We start from the raw sequence: 19,871 nt of genomic DNA on the forward strand, positions 1-19,871 counted from the left end.
AGAAACCTCTAACCGCTAATCGGCAGAGGCTTCTCATTTATCCTAAATAATCCAATTTCTTACCACTACGGTACACTTCATCAATTGTAGCACCGCCTAAGCACTCATCTCCATCATAGAAAACGACTGCTTGTCCTGGTGTAATTGCACGAATTGGCTCATCACAAAGAATACGAACTGTATTTTCATCAACGATTTGAACCGTTACTTTATTGTCTTCTTGACGATAACGGAATTTCGCCGTGCACTTAAATTCTGTTTCTTTTTCTTTGTTACTTACCCATCCTACATTCGTAGCAATAACTTCATCACCATATAGAAGTTCGTTATGGAATCCTTGATCAACATATAAAATGTTTTCTTTTAGATTTTTCCCAACAGCAAACCATGGATCACCATTACCACCAATTCCAAGGCCATGACGTTGTCCAATTGTATAATACATTAAACCGTCATGCTTCCCTTTCACTTCACCAGATAATGTTTGCATTACACCTGGTTGTGCCGGTAAGTAGTTACTTAAGAAATCTTTAAAGTTACGCTCACCAATGAAGCAAATACCTGTACTATCTTTTTTCGCCGCTGTCGCTAAGCCAGCTTCTTTCGCCATTTCACGAATTTGCGGTTTCTTTAATTCACCTAATGGGAACATTGTTTTTGATAATTGCTCTTGGCTTAATTGATTTAAGAAATATGTTTGATCTTTATTGTCATCAACACCGCGAAGCATTTTATATTCGCCGTCCATATAAGCAACGCGTGCATAATGGCCTGTTGCCACATAATCCGCACCAAGCGCAATTGCATGCTCTAAAAATGCTTTAAATTTAATTTCTTTATTACACATTACATCTGGGTTTGGTGTACGACCAGCTCGGTACTCATCTAAGAAGTACGTAAATACTTTATCCCAGTATTGTTTTTCAAAGTTTACTGCATAATACGGAATACCAATTTGGTTACACACTTCAATTACATCATTGTAATCTTCTGTTGCTGTGCAGACACCATTCTCATCTGTATCATCCCAGTTTTTCATAAAAATTCCGATTACATCATAACCTTGCTCTTTTAATAAAAGTGCTGCTACAGATGAATCGACGCCACCGGACATTCCGATGACAACGCGTGTTTCGTGAGGTAGTTTGTTCATCATGTCACCTCCCATGCTAATTTTGTGTTAATCGCTTCACGATTTTCACTGTTTCGTACGCCGCTTTTTCAATTTGCTCTTTCGTATTTCCAAGTCCAAAACTAAAGCGTACGGATGAACGTATTTGATCGGAGTCTTTTCCAAACATCGCTACTAATACATGTGATGGATCAATCGAACCAGCTGTACAAGCAGAACCACTTGATACTGCAATGCCAGCTAAGTCTAAGTTCACAAGGAAAGGTTCAATGTTCATTCCTGTAAAACTTACATTAAGTACATGCGGTAAGCGATGTTCTAAGTTTCCGTTTACCTCGAAAGTAATGCCTTCATTTTTGAAGACAGATACCATTATATCTTTAAACTCTTCATATTGGGCATTTTTTTGCTCACGAGTTTTTTCAGCTATAAGAATTGCATACTGAAGCCCAGCAATACTAGGCACATTTTCCGTACCAGCACGGCGTTTTCTTTCTTGCTCTCCGCCTATTAATAACGGTTCAAATTTCACATTTGCACCAGCGTATAAGAAACCTACACCTTTTGGCCCGTTAATTTTATGAGCTGAAATTGATAATAAATCAATACCAAACTCTTTCACATTAATTTCTACTAAACCGTAAGCTTGTACCGCATCTGTATGGAAATACGCTTGATGCTCTTTTAACAGCTTTCCTATTTCCACAATCGGTTGCATCGTCCCTACTTCATTATTCCCAAACATAACAGATACAAGAATCGTCTCTTCTGTTAATGCCTTTTGTATGTCAGAAACTTGAATGCGCCCTGTTTCATCGACAGGTAAATATGTCACTTCAAACCCTTCACGCTCTAACAATTCGCACGTATGCAAAATCGCATGATGTTCAATTTGCGTCGTTATAATGTGGTTACCTTTATGAAGGTTCGCACGTGCTACACCGATAAGCGCTAAATTATCAGCTTCTGTACCACCGCTCGTAAATATAATTTCATTCGGATTCGCATGAATGCTGCGTGCACACACTCTTCTCGCCTCATCTACTGTGTGACGAGTTTGACGTCCATAAAAGTGAATACTAGACGGGTTCCCGAATATTTCTGTCATATATGGAATCATCTTTTCGACCACTTCTGGGTGAGTCGGAGATGTCGCAGCATGATCTAAGTAAATGCGTTCCATTAAATCTCCTTCTTTCCAAATCGTTTCACAAGGAATTAAATGTAAAACATATAGCCCCCGTGATTTTCTTCCTCATAACGTACTAAATCTTCTAACGTTGTACTATCTAACACTTCTTGCACCGCATCACGAACACGCATCCATAACTGGCGCTGCGCTGGCTCTTCTTCTTCTATCATTTCTACAACACTAATCGGTCCCTCTAATACACGGATTACATCCCCAGCTGTAATGTTAGCCGGTTGATCAGATAATACATATCCGCCATATGCCCCGCGCGTACTCTTTACAAGACGAGCGTTACGAAGTGGTGAAATTAATTGCTCTAAGTAATGCTCGGATAAGTCATGCGCCTGCGCAATTGATTTTAATGAAATCGGACCTTCACCAAACTTTTTTGCAAGATCAATCATAATTGTTAAGCCATAGCGGCCTTTCGTTGAAATTTTCATCTATTTTGCACCTCTTTTCAAATTTTCACTTCTATTGGTTATATCTTATTTATAAAAAGAACACAATTTAAAATCCTATGAAATTATAGCATAATATAGTATTATAAGAAATTTCAACTTGTGTATCAAAATGATAACATAAAATCACATTGAAAAACTCGGGAATTATTACAATTGAAAGAAAAATGAAAATATTACCCTTTATTTTTCCCATAAAACAGCATCCTATTTCAAATTTCGTAGAAAAAAATGATACGATAGAACGAGATTATATATTAAGGGAGACGGTCCAAATGAAACAACCACTCGCACATCGAATGCGCCCTACAAATATTCAAGAAATTATTGGGCAACAACATTTAGTTGGTGAAGGAAAGATTTTATGGCGAATGGTCCAAGCCAATCATTTTCAATCTATGATTTTATACGGTCCTCCAGGTACAGGAAAAACATCCATTGCCAGTGCAATTGCTGGAAGTACCGGTACCCCGTTTCGTCTATTGAATGCTGTTACTCACAATAAAAAAGATATGGAAGTTGTCGTACAAGAAGCGAAGATGCATCGACACCTCGTTTTAATTTTAGATGAAGTTCACCGTCTAGATAAAGCAAAGCAAGACTTTCTATTACCTCACTTAGAAAGCGGACTTCTTACTTTAATTGGCGCAACGACAAGTAATCCATTCCATGCAATAAACTCCGCTATTCGAAGCAGGTGTCAAATTTTCGAATTACACGCACTAACAGAAGATGATATTTTAATTGGGTTAAAAAGAGCTTTAGAAGATAAAGAAAAAGGCCTTGGAGAATATGCTGTAACGGTAACAGATGAAGCACTACATCACTTTGCAAACGCCTCTGGTGGTGATATGCGTTCTACTTATAACGCACTTGAGCTTGCTGTATTATCTAGCTTTACTACAGACGATCAAGCGGCTGAAATCACACTCGAGATTGCAGAAGAATGCTTACAAAAAAAGAGCTTCGTTCACGACAAAGGCGGCGATGCTCATTATGACGTATTATCAGCATTTCAAAAATCAGTGCGCGGAAGTGATGTAAATGCAGCGCTCCATTATTTAGCACGCCTTATTGAAGCAGGTGATTTACAAAGTATTGGCAGACGCCTTCTTATTATGGCTTATGAAGATATTGGACTTGCTAGCCCACAAGCTGGACCACGTACACTAGCTGCAATTGAATCAGCTGAACGAGTTGGATTCCCAGAAGCACGCATCCCACTTGCAAATGCCGTTATCGAGCTATGCTTATCACCAAAATCAAATTCAGCTTATAAAGCACTTGATGCTGCATTACACGATTTACGCAACGGTCAAACAGGTGACATTCCAAGCCATTTAAAAGATAGTCATTACAAAGGCGCAGAATCACTTGGAAGAGGTATTGCATATTTATATCCGCACGACCATCCAAACGGCTGGGTAAGGCAACAATACTTACCTGATAAAATAAAAAGCAAGCAATATTATAAACCGAAAACGACAGGAAAATTTGAGCAAGCACTTTCTACTGTTTATGAAAGATTACAAACTTCGAATAAAACGAAAAATAAAGGGTAACATAAACGAAAACGTCACCATTATGGAGGCTTCGCTTATGAAAACACGTCAAGATGCATGGACAAAAGAAGATGATCTCCTTTTAGCAGAAACTGTTTTGCGACATATTCGCAGCGGAAGTACACAAATAAAAGCGTTTGATGAAGTTGGCGACGCTTTAAACCGCACTTCCGCAGCTTGTGGTTTTAGATGGAATGCTGAAGTAAGACCGAATTACGAAGATGCGGTGCAGCTTGCAAAAAAACAACGTAAAGAATTAAAACGTTCTGAAGCTAATATAGAAAAAGATCGGTTCACGAAAACGAAACAACTCGTAATTGACGCCGATTTTTCAGAAGATATTACGTCAAGTAAACAAGATCTTACAATGCAAAATGTCATTTCATTTTTACAAAATTTAGAACATAACAATCCTTCACTTGCAAAGTTGCAAACTGAAAATGATGTATTACAAGCTCAACTCACCTCTCTGCAAAAAACGAATCATGAACTTGAAACGAAATTAGCAGTACTCACAAAAAAACAACAAGCAATCGAAGAAGATTACGCGATGCTTGTTCGAATTATGGATCGTGCTCGAAAACTTGTTTCAGTCGAAGAGCAAGAAGAGCAAATTGCCCCAATTTTCAAAACCGATCAAAATGGGAATTTAGATATTATTTATTCTGCAGAGAATTAAAAACAGGGATGTCACTTTTTTAACCGAGTGACATCCCTGTTTGTTTTCGGTGAACCATATATAGATATCGGTAAATGAAATTATATTAACGGTTTTTCGAATATATCTATCACAACTTGCAATATATCAACGATTTTTCAAATTTATCTATCACAACTTACAATATATCAACGATTTTTCAAATTTATCTATCACAACTTGCAATATATCAACGATTTTTCAAATTTATCTATCACAACTTACAATATATCAACGATTTTTCAAATTTATCTATCACAACTTACAATATATCAACGATTTTTCAAATTTATCTATCACAACTTACAATATATCAACGATTTTTCAAATTTATCTATCACAACTTACAATATATCAACGATTCAATAAAGGATATCGATTTAACGACAAAGATTGACAATAACATTCCTCCTTGTCATACAAGGAAACTCCTACAACAGATTAGATATTTTTTACTAAAATGTTATTATAAACATATACCTTTAAAGGGAGATGGTTGCTATTTCATTAATAATCTTCAAAATAACTCTTGGCCTTCTCGTCCTAACTTTAGCTCTTTTCACCATTAACAGTCTAAAAAAGACATCCGCCTATAAATCAGATAAATATGATTATTGCTTACTAACCTTACTTACATTTGAACTAGTAGTGATGCAAATATTCATATTTCTTTAATACATATAAAAAAGCATATATCCAAAATGGATATATGCTTTTCTTTTATTCTTGCCCTACACGTTTCACTTCTACGTTTTTAATGCGTTCACGTACAACGTGACTTGCCATAATTAAGCCTGCCACAGATGGTACGAATGCATTTGATGAAGGCGGTAGTTTCGCCTTACGAATTTTTGCATTCTCGTCTGGTACAATTTCTTTACGTACTTCTTCACGAATTACGATTGGGTTTTCGTCAGAGAAGACAACTTTTACACCTTTTTTAATACCCTCTTTACGAAGCTTCGTACGAATGACTTTCGCAATTGGATCTGTATGTGTTTTAGAGATGTCCGCAATACGGAAACGAGTTGGGTCCATTTTATTTGCTGCACCCATACTTGAGATAATTTTAATTTTACGACGTAAACATTGTTTAATTAAATGAATTTTGAACGTAATCGTATCAGATGCATCCACTACGAAGTCTAAACCGTACTTAAAGAACTCTTCATATGTTTCATCTGTATAAAACATTTCTAGTCCAATTACTTCACACTCTGGGTTAATGTCCGCGATACGCTCTTTCATTAATTCTACTTTTGAACGTCCTACAGTAGATACTAAAGCGTGAATTTGACGGTTTACGTTTGTAATATCTACAACGTCTTTATCAACTAATACGAGACGTCCTACGCCAGAACGTGCTAACGCTTCAGCTGCAAAAGAACCTACGCCGCCAATTCCTAAAATACCGACTGTACTATTTTTTAATATTTCAAGTCCTTCTTTACCAAAGGCTAATTCATTACGTGAAAATTGATGTAACATTCAGCTCTACACTCCTATTACAAAAATGGTCTACCATGTATTCTAGCGTTTTTCCGACTATTTGTATAGAAAAAGTTATAGAATTCCTAAAAATACATATTTCGAGAATGAAAACATAGACCAGAATTTTATTTCTTCCTAAATACACGTTTAAAAAGGAGGATTTAGAGAACCGAGCAGATTGAGGCGCTGAAGCCAGGAGGAGCGCAGTGTAGAAATACTACTCGAGCACCGGACTGGCGAAGCAACGATGGGATGCGACAGTTATCTAAACCGGACTTTTTAAACAACCTCTCAAAAAAAGTCTAGACGGTTATAGTATAACCATCTAGACCCTATTCTTACTTCTCTTCTTTCAAGCTTAATTTTAAGTTCAGTTCTTCAAGCTGCGCTTCTGCAACTGGGCTTGGAGCTTCTGTTAATAAGCAGCTTGCGCTTGCTGTTTTCGGGAATGCAATTGTATCACGAAGGTTCGTACGGCCTGCAAGTAACATAACAAGACGATCTAAACCTAATGCGATTCCGCCGTGTGGTGGTGTACCGTATTCGAATGCTTCTAATAAGAATCCGAATTGCTCTTGCGCTTCTTCTTGTGAGAATCCAAGTGCTTTGAACATTTTTTCTTGTACGTCACGCTCGTAAATACGAAGTGATCCACCACCAAGCTCATAACCGTTTAATACAAGGTCATATGCTTGTGCACGTGCTTTTTCTGGTGCTGTTTCTAGTAACTCAACGTCTTCACGGAATGGCATTGTGAATGGGTGGTGAGCTGCGAAGTAACGATCTGCATCTTCATCGTACTCAAGAAGTGGCCAATCAGTTACCCATAGGAAGTTAAATTTACTTTCATCAATTAACTCAAGCTCTTTACCTAGACGTAAACGAAGTGCGCCTAAGCTATCTGCAACAACGCTCTTCTTATCTGCTACGAATAGTAATAAGTCGCCAGCAGTAGCTTCTAATGTGCTCATTAACACATTTGCATCTTCTTCACCGAAGAATTTCGCAATCGGTCCTTTTAGTCCGTCTTCTTCAACTTTAAGCCAAGCTAGACCTTTTGCACCGTATACTTTCACGAATTCAGTTAATGCATCGATGTCTTTACGAGAATATTTACTTGCAGCACCTTTTGCATTAATTGCTTTTACTTGTCCGCCGCTTTCTACAGCACTTGTAAATACTTTAAAGCCACAACCTGCAGCAAACTCAGATAAGTCTGTTAGTTCCATTTCAAAGCGTGTATCTGGCTTATCAGAACCGTAGCGAGCCATTGCATCAGCATATTTCATACGAGGGAATGGTGCACTCACTTCTACACCTTTTGCATCCTTCATAACTTTCGTCATCATACGCTCCATCATATCTAAAATTTCATCTTGTGTTAAGAATGAAGCTTCGATATCGATTTGCGTGAATTCTGGTTGACGATCCGCACGTAAATCTTCATCACGGAAACAACGTGCTACTTGATAGTAACGCTCAAATCCGCCGACCATAAGAAGCTGTTTAAATAACTGTGGTGACTGTGGTAATGCATAGAATTCACCATCATGTACACGACTTGGCACTAAATAGTCACGAGCTCCTTCTGGCGTGCTTTTCGTTAAAATTGGTGTTTCTACTTCTAAGAACTCTTCTGTATCTAAGAAGTTACGAATTGTTTTTGTTACGTCGTGACGCATTTTGAATGTGTTGAACATTACAGGACGACGTAAGTCTAAATAACGATATTTTAAACGCACATCTTCTGATGCATCTGTATCATCAGCAATGATAATTGGCGTTGTTTTCGCTGCATTTAGTACATTTACTTTTGTTGCTTGTACTTCAATACGACCAGTTGCCATATTGTCATTAATTGCGCCTTCACCACGTTCAACAACTGTACCTTCTACGTGTAATACGTATTCGCTACGAATTGTTTCTGCTACTTCTAACGCTTCTTTTGATGTTTCTGGGTTAAATACAACTTGTACGATACCTGTACGGTCACGTAAATCGATAAAGATTAATCCACCTAAGTCACGGCGTTTTTGTACCCAACCTTTTAATTGAACTGTTTGTCCAACAGCTTCTACTGTTACTTTTCCACATGCATGTGTTCTTTCAGCCACTGTAAGTTCCCCCTATATTAATTTCTCTGCTACGTATGAAGCAAATACATCTAACGCTACTTCTTCTTGTTCACCTGTTGCCATATCTTTTAAGTTAATGATGCCTTTATCTAGCTCATCTTCTCCTAATACAGCTACAAATTTCGCCTTTAGACGATCTGCTGATTTAAATTGTGCTTTCATTTTGCGATCTAAATAATCTTTTTCAACTGACAATCCAGCTTTACGAAGATCGAACGCAACTTTTGCAGCATGGTCTTTCGCTTTTTCGCCAAGCGCTACAACGTAACAATCAATGCTATGTTCAAGTGGTAATTCAATGTTTTCAGCTTTTAGCGCCATAATTAAACGTTCAATACTCATTGCAAAACCGATACCTGGCATTTCTGGTCCACCGATTTCTTGTACAAGTCCGTTATAACGGCCACCACCGCTTAATGTAGTGATCGCACCGAAACCTTCTGCCTCACTCATAATTTCAAAAACAGTGTGTTGATAGTAGTCTAAACCACGCACTAAGTTCGGATCTTTTTCAAATGGAACATCCATCATCGTTAATAGTTCTTGAACTTTGTCATAGTATACTGCTGAATCTTCGTTTAAGTATTCTGTAATAGATGGTGCTGTTCCCATTAATTCATGGTTACGGTCCTTCTTACAGTCTAAAATTCGAAGTGGGTTCTTTTCTAAGCGAGATTGACAGTCAGAACAGAATTCGCCGATACGTGGCTCAAAGTGTGCGATTAATGCATCACGGTGTGCTTGACGGCTCGCTGCGTCACCTAAACTGTTTAATACAACTTTAATATTTTTTAAGCCCATGCCGCGGTAAAATTCAACAGCAAGTGCAATTACTTCTGCATCAATTGCAGGGTCATTACTGCCGATTGCTTCGATACCGAATTGTACGAATTGACGATAGCGACCTGCTTGTGGTCTTTCATAACGGAACATTTGACCGATATAGTATAATTTCGTTGGTTGTGTCGCATCACCAAACATTTTATTTTCAACGTAAGAACGTACAACAGGTGCAGTACCTTCTGGACGTAATGTTAAGCTACGCTCTCCACGATCTTGGAATGAGTACATTTCTTTTTGTACGATATCTGTCGTATCACCAACACCGCGTAAAAATAGCTCAGTGTGTTCAAAGATTGGTGTACGAATTTCTTTATAATTGTAACGACGGCAAATTTCGCGTGCTTGCCCTTCGATATACTGCCATAACTCAACAGTGCCTGGAAGAATATCTTGCGTTCCGCGTGGGATTTGAATAGACATATTCAGTTCCTCCTCAAATTGTTTTAATCTTAATAAAAATAAAAAAACTCCCGCCTCTACTGTTTAAACAGTAGGGACGAGAGTATTATACCCGTGGTGCCACCCTAATTGAAGCACGTATGCTTCCACTTTTTTAATAACGCTTAAATATGCGTTCATCCCTACTAAGCATATATGCCGTTCAAGTTGAAACCTCTAGAGTGTCATTCAATCAGTCATCATGCAGAAATGTTTTCAGCCTAAGACATTCCTTCTCTTTCCATGTGTGTCTCATTTACTCTTCTCTATCAACGGTTATATTCATATGTAAATATAAAATTACTATACGTTTGTTAAGTAGGATTGTCAAGTGCTCTAAGAACGTTCAATCTGCTTCTTTAAACGCTTTACATCTTGAAGAGAAATCCCAAACTCCGAAGCAAGCTCCATTGAAGTATTGTTTTGCTCTTTTGAAATAAAATCATGAAAATTCACGTTAAACAGTTGATTTGCACCATTTGTAACAGAATGCCCTTTTTCATTCATACGCATACGTATATCCCTCACATTCAATATGGATGTTTTACTTTTTATTGTTCCATATTGATGAGAGAGTTATACATAACCGAAACTGCTATTGATTCCAAATAAATGAACAAAACATACAACAATGTATAAAAAAGAGAGGATTATATAACCCTCTCTTTTTTATCAACACTATTTACTTTCTACAATTAAGGTCACCGGACCATCATTGATCAAAGAAACGTCCATCATTGCTCCAAACTTTCCTGTTTCCACATGTAATCCTTGTTTACGAACTTCTTCATTAAAGAAATCGTATAAACGCTCTGCATAGTCAGGTTTCGCAGCATCCATAAAGTTTGGACGTCTGCCCTTGCGGCAATCTCCGTATAATGTGAATTGCGAAATAGATAGAACTTGTCCTTCTACATCAAGTACAGAATGATTCATCTTTCCGCTCTCATCTTCAAAAATACGTAAGTTTGCAATTTTTTCCGCAATGTAAGTTGCATCTTTTTCTGTATCTTCGTGCGTAATGCCAACTAGTAATGTTAAACCGAACGGAATTTGTCCTACGATCTCACCGTCTACTGCGACAGACGCTTTCTTTGATCGTTGTAAAACAACTCTCATCTTTCTACACTCCCTATTAATGCATCATGCGTCGTACTGCATAAATTTCTGGAACGCGTTTAATGCGTTCTACTACTTTTTTCAAGTGTTGTAAGTTACGAATCGAGATTGACATATTAATTGTTGCCATTTTATTACGGTCACTTCTACCAGAAACAGCTGAAATGTACGTTTTCGTCTCTGTAACAGCTTGCAGTACTTCATTTAATAAACCACGGCGATCGTAACCCGAAATTTCAATATCAACGTTATACTCAATTTCTTTTTCAGGGCTACCTTCCCACTCTACTTCTAATAAACGTTCTACAGCTTCTTCTGTATGAACGTTTACACAATCACGGCGGTGAATCGATACACCTCGGCCTTTCGTAATATATCCAACGATATCGTCGCCTGGAACTGGGTTACAGCATTTCGATAAACGGATTAATAAATTATCAGCACCGCTTACCTTTACACCAGAATCCCATTTTCGAATTTTCATCGGTTTACGAACTTCTTTAACTTCAACAATTTCTTCTTCTTCGCGTTGTTTGCGGAACTTGTCCGTTAGTCGCGTAACAATTTGCGAAGCTGTAATTCCGCTATATCCAACTGCTGCAAACATATCTTCTTCATTTGCAAAGTTAAATTTCTCAGCGACGCGTTTTAAGTTATCAGGCGCTAATACTTCTTTCATCTCATACTCTAGACCACGTACTTCCTTTTCAACAAGTTCACGGCCTTTTTCAATATTTTCGTCTCTACGTTGTTTCTTAAAGAATTGACGAATTTTATTTTTTGCATGAGATGTTTGAGCAAGTTTTACCCAATCTTGACTTGGGCCATAAGAATGTTTCGACGTTAAAATTTCAATGATGTCGCCTGTTTTTAATTTATAATCCAACGTCACCATTTTACCGTTTACTTTTGCACCAATTGTTTTATTCCCAATTTCCGAATGGACACGATACGCGAAATCAATCGGAACCGATCCAAGTGGTAATTCCATTACATCGCCTTTCGGTGTAAAGACGAATACCATGTCAGAAAATAAATCAATTTTTAATGACTCCATAAATTCTTCTGCATTAGAAGCTTCATTTTGCCATTCTAGTATTTGACGGAACCATGTGAGTTTCTTCTCTAATGTACCTGTTGTTTCTGCTGTTTTTCCTTCTTTGTACGCCCAGTGTGCCGCGATCCCGAATTCTGCAATTTCGTGCATTTCTTTCGTACGAATTTGCACTTCAAGTGGATCACCTTTCGGTCCAATTACAGTCGTATGAAGAGATTGATATAGATTTGCTTTTGGCATTGCAATATAATCTTTAAAACGACCTGGCATCGGCTTCCAGCACGTATGAATAATTCCAAGCACCGCATAACAATCTTTAATACTATTTACAACGACACGTACAGCTAATAAATCGTAAATTTCATTGAACTGCTTATTTTGCAGTGCCATTTTACGATAAATACTGTAAATATGTTTCGGTCTTCCAGAAATCTCAGGTTGAATTGCAACTTCTTTTAATTTCTCACGAATACCAGTCATTACTTCGTCTAAGTATTCTTCACGTTCTGCACGTTTACGCTTCATTAAATTTACAATACGATAATATTGTTGGGGATTTAAATAGCGAAGTGACGTATCCTCTAGCTCCCATTTAATAGTACTAATTCCGAGTCTATGTGCTAAAGGTGCAAAGATTTCTAACGTTTCATTCGCTATGCGACGCTGCTTCTCTTGAGGCAAATGTTTCAATGTACGCATGTTATGAAGACGATCAGCTAGTTTAATTAAAATAACTCGAATGTCTTGAGCCATTGCAATAAACATTTTGCGATGGTTTTCTGCTTGTTGTTGTTCGTGAGATTTATATTTAATCTTCCCAAGCTTTGTAACACCATCAACAAGCATAGCAATTTCTTTGTTAAATTCCCGTTCAATATCTTCTAACGTAATCTCTGTATCTTCCACTACATCATGTAAGAAACCTGCTGATACCGTAGCTGGATCCATGTGTAAATCAACTAAAATACCTGCAACTTGAATCGGATGAATAATATACGGTTCACCCGATTTTCTATATTGTTCGCTATGCGCATCACGTGCATATTCATAGGCACGTGCCACTAGCTCAATATCTTCATCCGCTAAATATTGACTTGCTTTCTCGAGTACCTGTTCAGCTGTTAGTACCTGCTCATTTGCCATCGAATCACCTTTTATTGAAAATTGACTTTATCTTTATTTAATAGAATAAATTATATTCTATCATTATAACCCAATGATTGTGAATTGTGAAAAGGAAAAGATTTTACTGACATTTCACCATGATTTTTTGTTCAATTATACAAAAGTACCCGCTCCTCTCCAAGAGATTCACGGGTACTTTTTATCACCGTAGTTTTACCTATATAGTGATTAGTATTTTTCTAATACTAATACATCGTAACCATCTAACATTTTACGACCATCTAAGTAAGTAAGCTCTACTAAGAATGCAATCCCTGCTACAACTCCGCCTAGCTCTTCAACTAACTTAATTGTCGCTTCGATTGTTCCACCTGTAGCTAATAGATCATCTGTAATTAATACGCGTTGACCTGGCTTAATTGCATCTTTATGGATTGTTAAAACATCTTTACCATATTCTTTACCGTAGTCAACAGTAATTACTTCACGTGGTAATTTTCCTAATTTACGAACTGGTGCAAATCCTACTTCTAACGCATAAGAAACTGGGCAACCGATAATGAAACCACGAGCTTCTGGTCCTACTACAACATCGATATCTCTTTCTTTTGCGTATTCAACGATTGCATCTGTTGCTGCTTTGTATGCTTTACCGTCATTCATTAAAGGTGTAATGTCTTTAAACACAATACCTTCTTTCGGATAATCCGGTACAATTGCGATATGTTGCTTGAAATCCATATTTCTGAATCCTCCTCAGATCTAAAAGGTTTGTAAATACAAATCCTTTACCCTAACTGTTCTACTTCTTTATGATTACGAATCGTTTCAAACCATGTATATAGTTGCTGATATGTGCTATAAACCAATTCTTTTTCTAATTGTAAGTGGTTCATTTTCTCACGATATGTGTTCGATTCAATTAAATCACGCTTTTGTTTTTTGTCTGCCATAAAAATGACGCCATCTTTTATTGTAACAAATTCTAACTCAAAAAACACCTGTGTCATGAAATTTACTGTATCTTTTGACCAACCTTTATGACGACATAGTTGTTCTCCATATTGTCTTAAAGAAAATGGTGTTTTTTGGCTTAAGAAAGAATAGTACCATTTAAAGTGTTCTCTCGTCGGAACTGTACTAAATAAGTGGTTATTCTCTTGATAAAATAGCGTATAAATTCGCGCTGGGAATCCTACTTTAAATAGCTCACTTAATTCATCTGTTCCTTTTGGTAAATCAAGTAACACGATATATTGATCATCTAAATGCGTTACTTCTGAAGCATGCATGAGCTTTTCTTTATAGCTCTCTAAAGAAAATTTATTCAATACCTCTTCAGAAAAATACACCATTGTTATTTTTTCTTTCGGAAGTTCTGCTAAATTTGCTTCTGCATTACGCATACTACGCCAATCAAATAATTGCCACGCCTCTACAGCAATATCTTGTACCATTAATTGTGGCTTCTTAAAATTATTCCATTCATTGATGGATGCTTCTCCTATTACAGATACTTTTGCAACTGGAGAGATTTCTTTCGCATATGCACCAAAACCAAATCCAATTGTATCCAGTGTTGCTTGTCCATCACGAAGAGCCATTTTTAAATGAGAGCCATCTGATCCGATCGCGCGAATACTTTCTAACTCTGCATCTTTCACTGCAATACGTGGTTTCGGATTTCCAACACCAAACGGGGCTAGTTTTTGCATATCTTCAATTGCCGCTAGTGTTACATCCTCTACTTTACAAAAAACATCAACTGCTGTAATTGGAATAAAATCTTCTTCTGTTAAAATTGCATCTGCTTGTTCATTTAAGCGGCGACGTAATTCATCTACATCATTCATATGTAGCGTCATTCCCGCTGCCATCGGATGCCCTCCAAAGTGTGGCAATAACTCTCTACAATCTGATAAATTTGCAAACAAATCAAATCCTGCAATACTACGCGCTGAGCCTTTTGCTGTTTCTTTTATAGGATCAATGCATAATACAATAGTCGGACGATAAAAACGTTCAACTAATTTAGAAGCGACAATCCCAATTACACCCGGATTCCAACCTTCTTTTGCAAGTACTAATACTTTATTTTCTTCTGGTGGGAAGTTATTTTCCACTTCAGCGATAGCTTCTTCTGTAATTTGCTTTACAATATCTTTTCGCAGTTTGTTCAGCTCATCAATTTCTTCAGCTAGCTCTTTCGCTTCCTCTGGATCATCTGATAATAAAAGGTGTACAGCCGGCGCAGCATCTTCTAAACGCCCGACCGCATTAATACGAGGTGCAATTGAGAAGCCAATACTCTCTTCGGTAATTTCACTTTGCGAAACGTTAGCAACTTTAAACAATGCCTTCAAACCAATATTTCTCGTCATACGCATATGTTTTAAACCGCGTTTCACTAGCAACCTATTTTCACCATGAAGTGATACTAAATCGGCTACTGTACCGATTACTGCGATCTCTAATAAATGTTCTGGTACACGGCCTAATAGCGCATGCGCAACTTTAAACGCAACACCTACACCAGCTAAATAGTGAAACGGATATACACCGCCATCTAATTTCGGATGTATAATCGCAAGTGCTTCTGGCAATTCTGGCGGTGGCTCATGGTGATCTGTAATAATTAGATCTATTCCAAGCTCTTTCGCTACATTCGCTTCATGTACCGCTGCAATACCAGTATCGACAGTAATAATTAGCGAGAACCCTGCGCTATGCGCCCAACGAAATGCTTCTTCGGTCGGTCCATACCCTTCTGTAAAACGATTTGGAATATAAAATTCTACTTCTGCACCTAATTCTTGAAGAGCAAGATATAACACAGTTGTACTACTTACTCCGTCTGCATCGTAATCACCAAATATTAATATTTGTTCTCCATTTTGAATCGCCTTATTTACACGTTCTACCGTTCTATCCATTCCTTCTAATAAAAATGGATCATGAAATTCTTGATTTTCTGTATTTAAAAAATCTAAAATCTTATCTTCTGTATCTAGTCCTCTACCGAGGAATAATGAAACGACAAGTGGCGATAACTGTAATTTACTTGCTAATTCACTCACTCGTTCGTCATTATATTCTTTTTCTTTCCAACGCGTCTTCGGTTGTAACACGAAATCACCCCTTAACCTGTTCATTATACAAGACAGATTAAGGGGTGACAATATAATGCAAACTACGATGCAATATCTATATACTAAAATGTTAATGATGTTTAATTTGGAGAATACGGATTTATATGTACGAATACATTTTGTACATTATCTTGTTTCATAAGTATTTCTTTCACATGTTTTCCAATACGGTGTCCTTCTTCTACAGTAATGTATGGATCTACAGACACTTTAATATCGACAATAACATAATGACCATGCTCCCGTGCATATAAAGAACCAATTTTTTTCACACCATCTACTTGAAGGACTGCTTCTCTAAGCGGAATAACATCCTCCTCATGAAGAACATGGTCAAGCGTTGCATGAATTGCTTCCGCTCCAATGCTCCATGCCATTTTTACAACAAGAAGCGAAACAACTAATCCTGCAATCGGATCAGCATATACAAGCCAGTCTATACCAAGCTTACCACCGAGTATAGCTGCACAAATACCGATTAAAGCTGCAATTGAAGAAAATACATCCGAACGGTGCTCATATGCATTTGCAATAATTGCATCACTATTTACCCTTTTCCCTAATCGGAATTTATATTGAAACATTCCTTCTTTCACGACGATTGAAAGAACAACAGCAAAAATCGTAATTCCTTTCGGCGGTTCTAGTTCTTGCGAAAAAGCTTTTATAGATGAAATCGCGATTTCAAGTCCCACAATAAATAATAATACCGCAACAATAATCGCTGAAATCGATTCCGCTTTACCATGACCATACGGATGATCTTCATCAGGTGGCTGCTTTGCCGCTCGCAATCCAAAAAGTACAGCTAGCGAACCAATTACATCTGATGCAGAATGCACCGCATCTGCTAGCAGTGCTTTACTGTTCCCAATATAACCAATTACCGCCTTTACAATTGCTAATATAATATTACCAACGATCCCGACAATAGCACCAAACTCGGCCTGTTTAAAACGTTCATCTTTTTCCATAATTAAAATCCCTTCTTTTCTTAACCTATCTTTTTATTTTAACAAAAACAGCAATAACACCACCACTTTCTTCCATCTTCTTCCCATCAAAAAGTTGCTATCTTATTGTATCCACAAACGAAAAAAGAGATGCCTCATAATAAGGCATCATCTTTTCTATACTTGCGGTTCAGATTCTACTTTCTCAACCTTCTTCTTGTTTTTCCCCTTTTTCAAACGACGGTTTTCAAGCATTAACCAAATTTGAGAGGCAACGAAAACAGAAGAGTACGTACCTACTATTAATCCAACAAGTAACGCAAACGAGAAGTTACGTAGTGACTCACTACCGAAGATAAGCAGTGCAATTACTGGGAATAACACTGTTAATACGGTGTTAATCGAGCGACCAAGCGTTTGGCGAATACTTGCATTTACGATTTCTTCTAGATCTTTTATATCGCGCACTCGTTTTTTCTGTTTGTATAATTCACGGTTTCTATCAAATGTAACAATCGAGTCATTAATAGAATAACCGATGATTGTTAGTACTGCAGCGATAAACGTTAAGTCTACCTCTAATTGGAAAATACTAAACATAACAATCATAACGAATGCGTCATGTAATAATGCAAGTACTGCAGATAGCGCATACGTAAATCGGAAACGAATACTTACGTATAAAATGATAACCGCAGAAGCAATCAGTACAGCGATAAATGCATTTCGTGCAATTTCTTTACCGATTGTCGGTGAAACTGTACTTACGTTTGGATCTGTACCATATTTATCGTGGAAGAATGTTTTTGTTTTCGCAATTTCATCTTTTGATAAAACACCTAATGTACGAACTGCGAAACCTTTATTGTCATCTCCAGTCGGTACAATATTTTCTTCCTTCACATCAATGTTCAATTCTTTAAAATCTTTATGAACATCAGACACAGTAACGGCTTGTTTTGATTGCAAGTCGATACGTGTACCACTCGCAAAGTCAATACCAAGATTCAATTTGAAAATTGGTAAGATAATTGCACCCGCAATTACAACTACAATCGAGAAGATAAGGAATTTATGACCGATATTTACGAAATTAATACGATCAAATCTCGTTGGCGGATGTACTACACCTTTTGTTAATGGAATAATATCCTTTTGTTTCACACCAAAATATCCTGGTTTTTTATCAAAGTAACGGCTCTTTACAAGTAGACCTAGTAAGAAACGAGTACCGAATACGTTCGTAATAAAACCAACCAAAATACTTACGATTAAACTTGTTGCGAATCCTTTTACAGAGCTATTACCATAAACGAATAACACACCAGCAGCTGCAAGGGTCGTAACGTTCGCATCTAAAATTGTTGCTAATGAACGATGGTTACCAGCACGGAATGCCGACATCATGGACTTACCGATTTTCAGCTCTTCTTTCAGTCTCTCGTACGTAATAATATTCGCATCAACTGCTATACCTACTCCGAGTACTAACGCTGCAATACCTGGTAATGTCAGAACTGCATGCATCCAGTTAAAGACAAGTAATGTAACGAAAATGTATAAACCTAACATAATAACCGCTACAAGTCCTGGTAAACGGTAGAATACAAGCATAAATAAGAAAATAAGAGCGATACCAATCGCACTAGCGAAAATCGTTTGCTCTAACGCTTGCTGACCAAATTTCGCTCCAACAGATGTTGAATACATTTCTTTTAAATCAACAGGAAGTGCACCTGCATTTAATAAAGATGAAAGTTGTTTCGCACTTTCAACTGTAAAGTTTCCACCTACGATAGATACTTCAGCTTGGTTAAATACTTGACTTACTGTTGCCGCTGATAAGAACTTCGGATTCGGTTTTGCAGATTCTGCTTTATACGAATCTTTTCCTTCTTCAAAGTCAAGCCAAATTACCATTAAATTCGTTGGTGGTGGCATTTTTGAAATTTTTTCAGTTACTTCACGGAATTTTTCAGCGCTCTTTAGTGTAAGACCTACGCTCGCACGGCCTTGCTCATCAAATGTTTGCTTCGCTCCGCCGCCTTTTAAATCCGTTCCGTCCATAAGAAGATTATCATCTACATCACGGAATGTTAATTTCGCTTGTGTTGATAACATTTCACGTGCTTTTTGCTGATCTTGTACACCAGCAAGCTGTACACGAATTCGATCTTGCCCTTCGATTTGAATGTTCGGCTCACTTACACCGAGAACATTGACACGATTCTCAAGAGCACCTACTGTACTTACAAGTACGTCTCGATCGATTTTGTCACCTTTTTTGGCTGGTTTTACTTCATACAGAATTTCAAAACCACCGCGAAGGTCTAGTCCTAGACTAATTCCTTTTGCTATGTCTTTTCCTGCCGCACCAATTACTCCACCGATTAATAAAACGATGAGGAAAAAGGCGGCAATTCTCGTACCACGCTTTGCCATATGTACCCTCTTTCCGCTACTAACACTTTAAATAAATCTCTTACGATTCACTTTTACACGTGTGCATACGTCTAG

15 protein-coding genes and 1 other annotated feature are annotated in these 19,871 nt (G+C 37.5%); of the genes, 2 read left to right on the forward strand and 13 right to left on the reverse strand.

Annotation, left to right across the window (positions count from 1 at the left end; translation table 11 throughout):
- Window positions 1-37: 37 nt before the first annotated feature.
- Genes mnmA through NST90_RS20810 form a run of 3 tightly spaced genes read right to left on the reverse strand, consistent with a single transcriptional unit; the run spans window position 38 to window position 2,767 of the window.
- Window positions 38-1,153 (reverse strand): tRNA 2-thiouridine(34) synthase MnmA, encoded by a 1,116-nt coding sequence (mnmA, locus tag NST90_RS20800; RefSeq protein ID WP_001038010.1) that lies wholly within the window; start codon window positions 1,151-1,153, stop codon window positions 38-40.
- A gap of 16 nt (window positions 1,154-1,169) precedes the next feature.
- Window positions 1,170-2,315, reverse strand: a complete 1,146-nt coding sequence (locus NST90_RS20805; RefSeq protein WP_242321020.1) for a cysteine desulfurase family protein — start codon at window positions 2,313-2,315, stop codon at window positions 1,170-1,172.
- Window positions 2,316-2,350: 35 nt separating this feature from the next.
- Window positions 2,351-2,767, reverse strand: coding sequence for an Rrf2 family transcriptional regulator (locus NST90_RS20810; protein ID WP_000704116.1), 417 nt, complete (start codon window positions 2,765-2,767; stop codon window positions 2,351-2,353).
- Window positions 2,768-3,060: 293 nt separating this feature from the next.
- Between NST90_RS20810 and NST90_RS20815 the strand changes: the two genes are divergently transcribed.
- Window positions 3,061-4,347 (forward strand): replication-associated recombination protein A, encoded by a 1,287-nt coding sequence (locus NST90_RS20815; RefSeq protein WP_242321022.1) that lies wholly within the window; start codon window positions 3,061-3,063, stop codon window positions 4,345-4,347.
- Between the two features lie 37 nt (window positions 4,348-4,384).
- Complete coding sequence (locus NST90_RS20820) at window positions 4,385-5,026, forward strand: RsfA family transcriptional regulator (RefSeq protein ID WP_000857710.1); 642 nt, start codon at window positions 4,385-4,387, stop codon at window positions 5,024-5,026.
- 738 nt (window positions 5,027-5,764) lie between these two features.
- On the opposite strand, the gene NST90_RS20825 is transcribed toward NST90_RS20820, so the two are convergent.
- From NST90_RS20825 to secDF, 10 genes are all read right to left on the reverse strand, one after another.
- The gene (locus tag NST90_RS20825; protein WP_000903179.1) at window positions 5,765-6,532 is read right to left on the reverse strand and encodes a tRNA threonylcarbamoyladenosine dehydratase; all 768 of its coding nucleotides are present in this window, start codon (window positions 6,530-6,532) and stop codon (window positions 5,765-5,767) included.
- A gap of 341 nt (window positions 6,533-6,873) precedes the next feature.
- Window positions 6,874-8,649, reverse strand: coding sequence for an aspartate--tRNA ligase (gene aspS, locus NST90_RS20830; protein WP_000840898.1), 1,776 nt, complete (start codon window positions 8,647-8,649; stop codon window positions 6,874-6,876).
- Between the two features lie 12 nt (window positions 8,650-8,661).
- Window positions 8,662-9,933 carry a histidine--tRNA ligase gene (gene hisS, locus NST90_RS20835; protein ID WP_000027084.1) on the reverse strand — a complete coding sequence of 424 codons (1,272 nt, stop codon included), beginning with the start codon at window positions 9,931-9,933 and terminating at the stop codon, window positions 8,662-8,664.
- A gap of 69 nt (window positions 9,934-10,002) precedes the next feature.
- Window positions 10,003-10,233: a binding site (T-box leader), on the reverse strand.
- A gap of 54 nt (window positions 10,234-10,287) precedes the next feature.
- Window positions 10,288-10,464 (reverse strand): hypothetical protein, encoded by a 177-nt coding sequence (locus tag NST90_RS20840; RefSeq protein ID WP_001242605.1) that lies wholly within the window; start codon window positions 10,462-10,464, stop codon window positions 10,288-10,290.
- Window positions 10,465-10,629: 165 nt separating this feature from the next.
- Window positions 10,630-11,070, reverse strand: coding sequence for a D-tyrosyl-tRNA(Tyr) deacylase (locus NST90_RS20845; protein ID WP_001266961.1), 441 nt, complete (start codon window positions 11,068-11,070; stop codon window positions 10,630-10,632).
- 16 nt (window positions 11,071-11,086) lie between these two features.
- Entirely contained in the window at window positions 11,087-13,270 is a 2,184-nt protein-coding gene (relA, locus tag NST90_RS20850; RefSeq protein ID WP_001262795.1) for a GTP diphosphokinase, read from the reverse strand.
- Between the two features lie 210 nt (window positions 13,271-13,480).
- On the reverse strand, window positions 13,481-13,993 hold the full coding sequence (locus NST90_RS20855; RefSeq protein ID WP_000346215.1) for an adenine phosphoribosyltransferase: 513 nt from the start codon (window positions 13,991-13,993) through the stop codon (window positions 13,481-13,483).
- A 47-nt stretch (window positions 13,994-14,040) separates the two neighbouring features.
- The gene (gene recJ, locus NST90_RS20860; RefSeq protein ID WP_283748091.1) at window positions 14,041-16,380 is read right to left on the reverse strand and encodes a single-stranded-DNA-specific exonuclease RecJ; all 2,340 of its coding nucleotides are present in this window, start codon (window positions 16,378-16,380) and stop codon (window positions 14,041-14,043) included.
- 101 nt (window positions 16,381-16,481) lie between these two features.
- Entirely contained in the window at window positions 16,482-17,375 is an 894-nt protein-coding gene (locus NST90_RS20865; RefSeq protein WP_000409746.1) for a cation diffusion facilitator family transporter, read from the reverse strand.
- A gap of 156 nt (window positions 17,376-17,531) precedes the next feature.
- Window positions 17,532-19,796: a protein translocase subunit SecDF gene (secDF, locus tag NST90_RS20870; RefSeq protein WP_001119081.1), complete on the reverse strand. Its 2,265-nt coding sequence runs from the start codon at window positions 19,794-19,796 to the stop codon at window positions 17,532-17,534.
- Window positions 19,797-19,871: the final 75 nt, after the last annotated feature.

The organism is Bacillus sp. FSL E2-8900 (genome assembly GCF_037966225.1).
Classification (GTDB): domain Bacteria; phylum Bacillota; class Bacilli; order Bacillales; family Bacillaceae_G; genus Bacillus_A; species Bacillus_A cereus.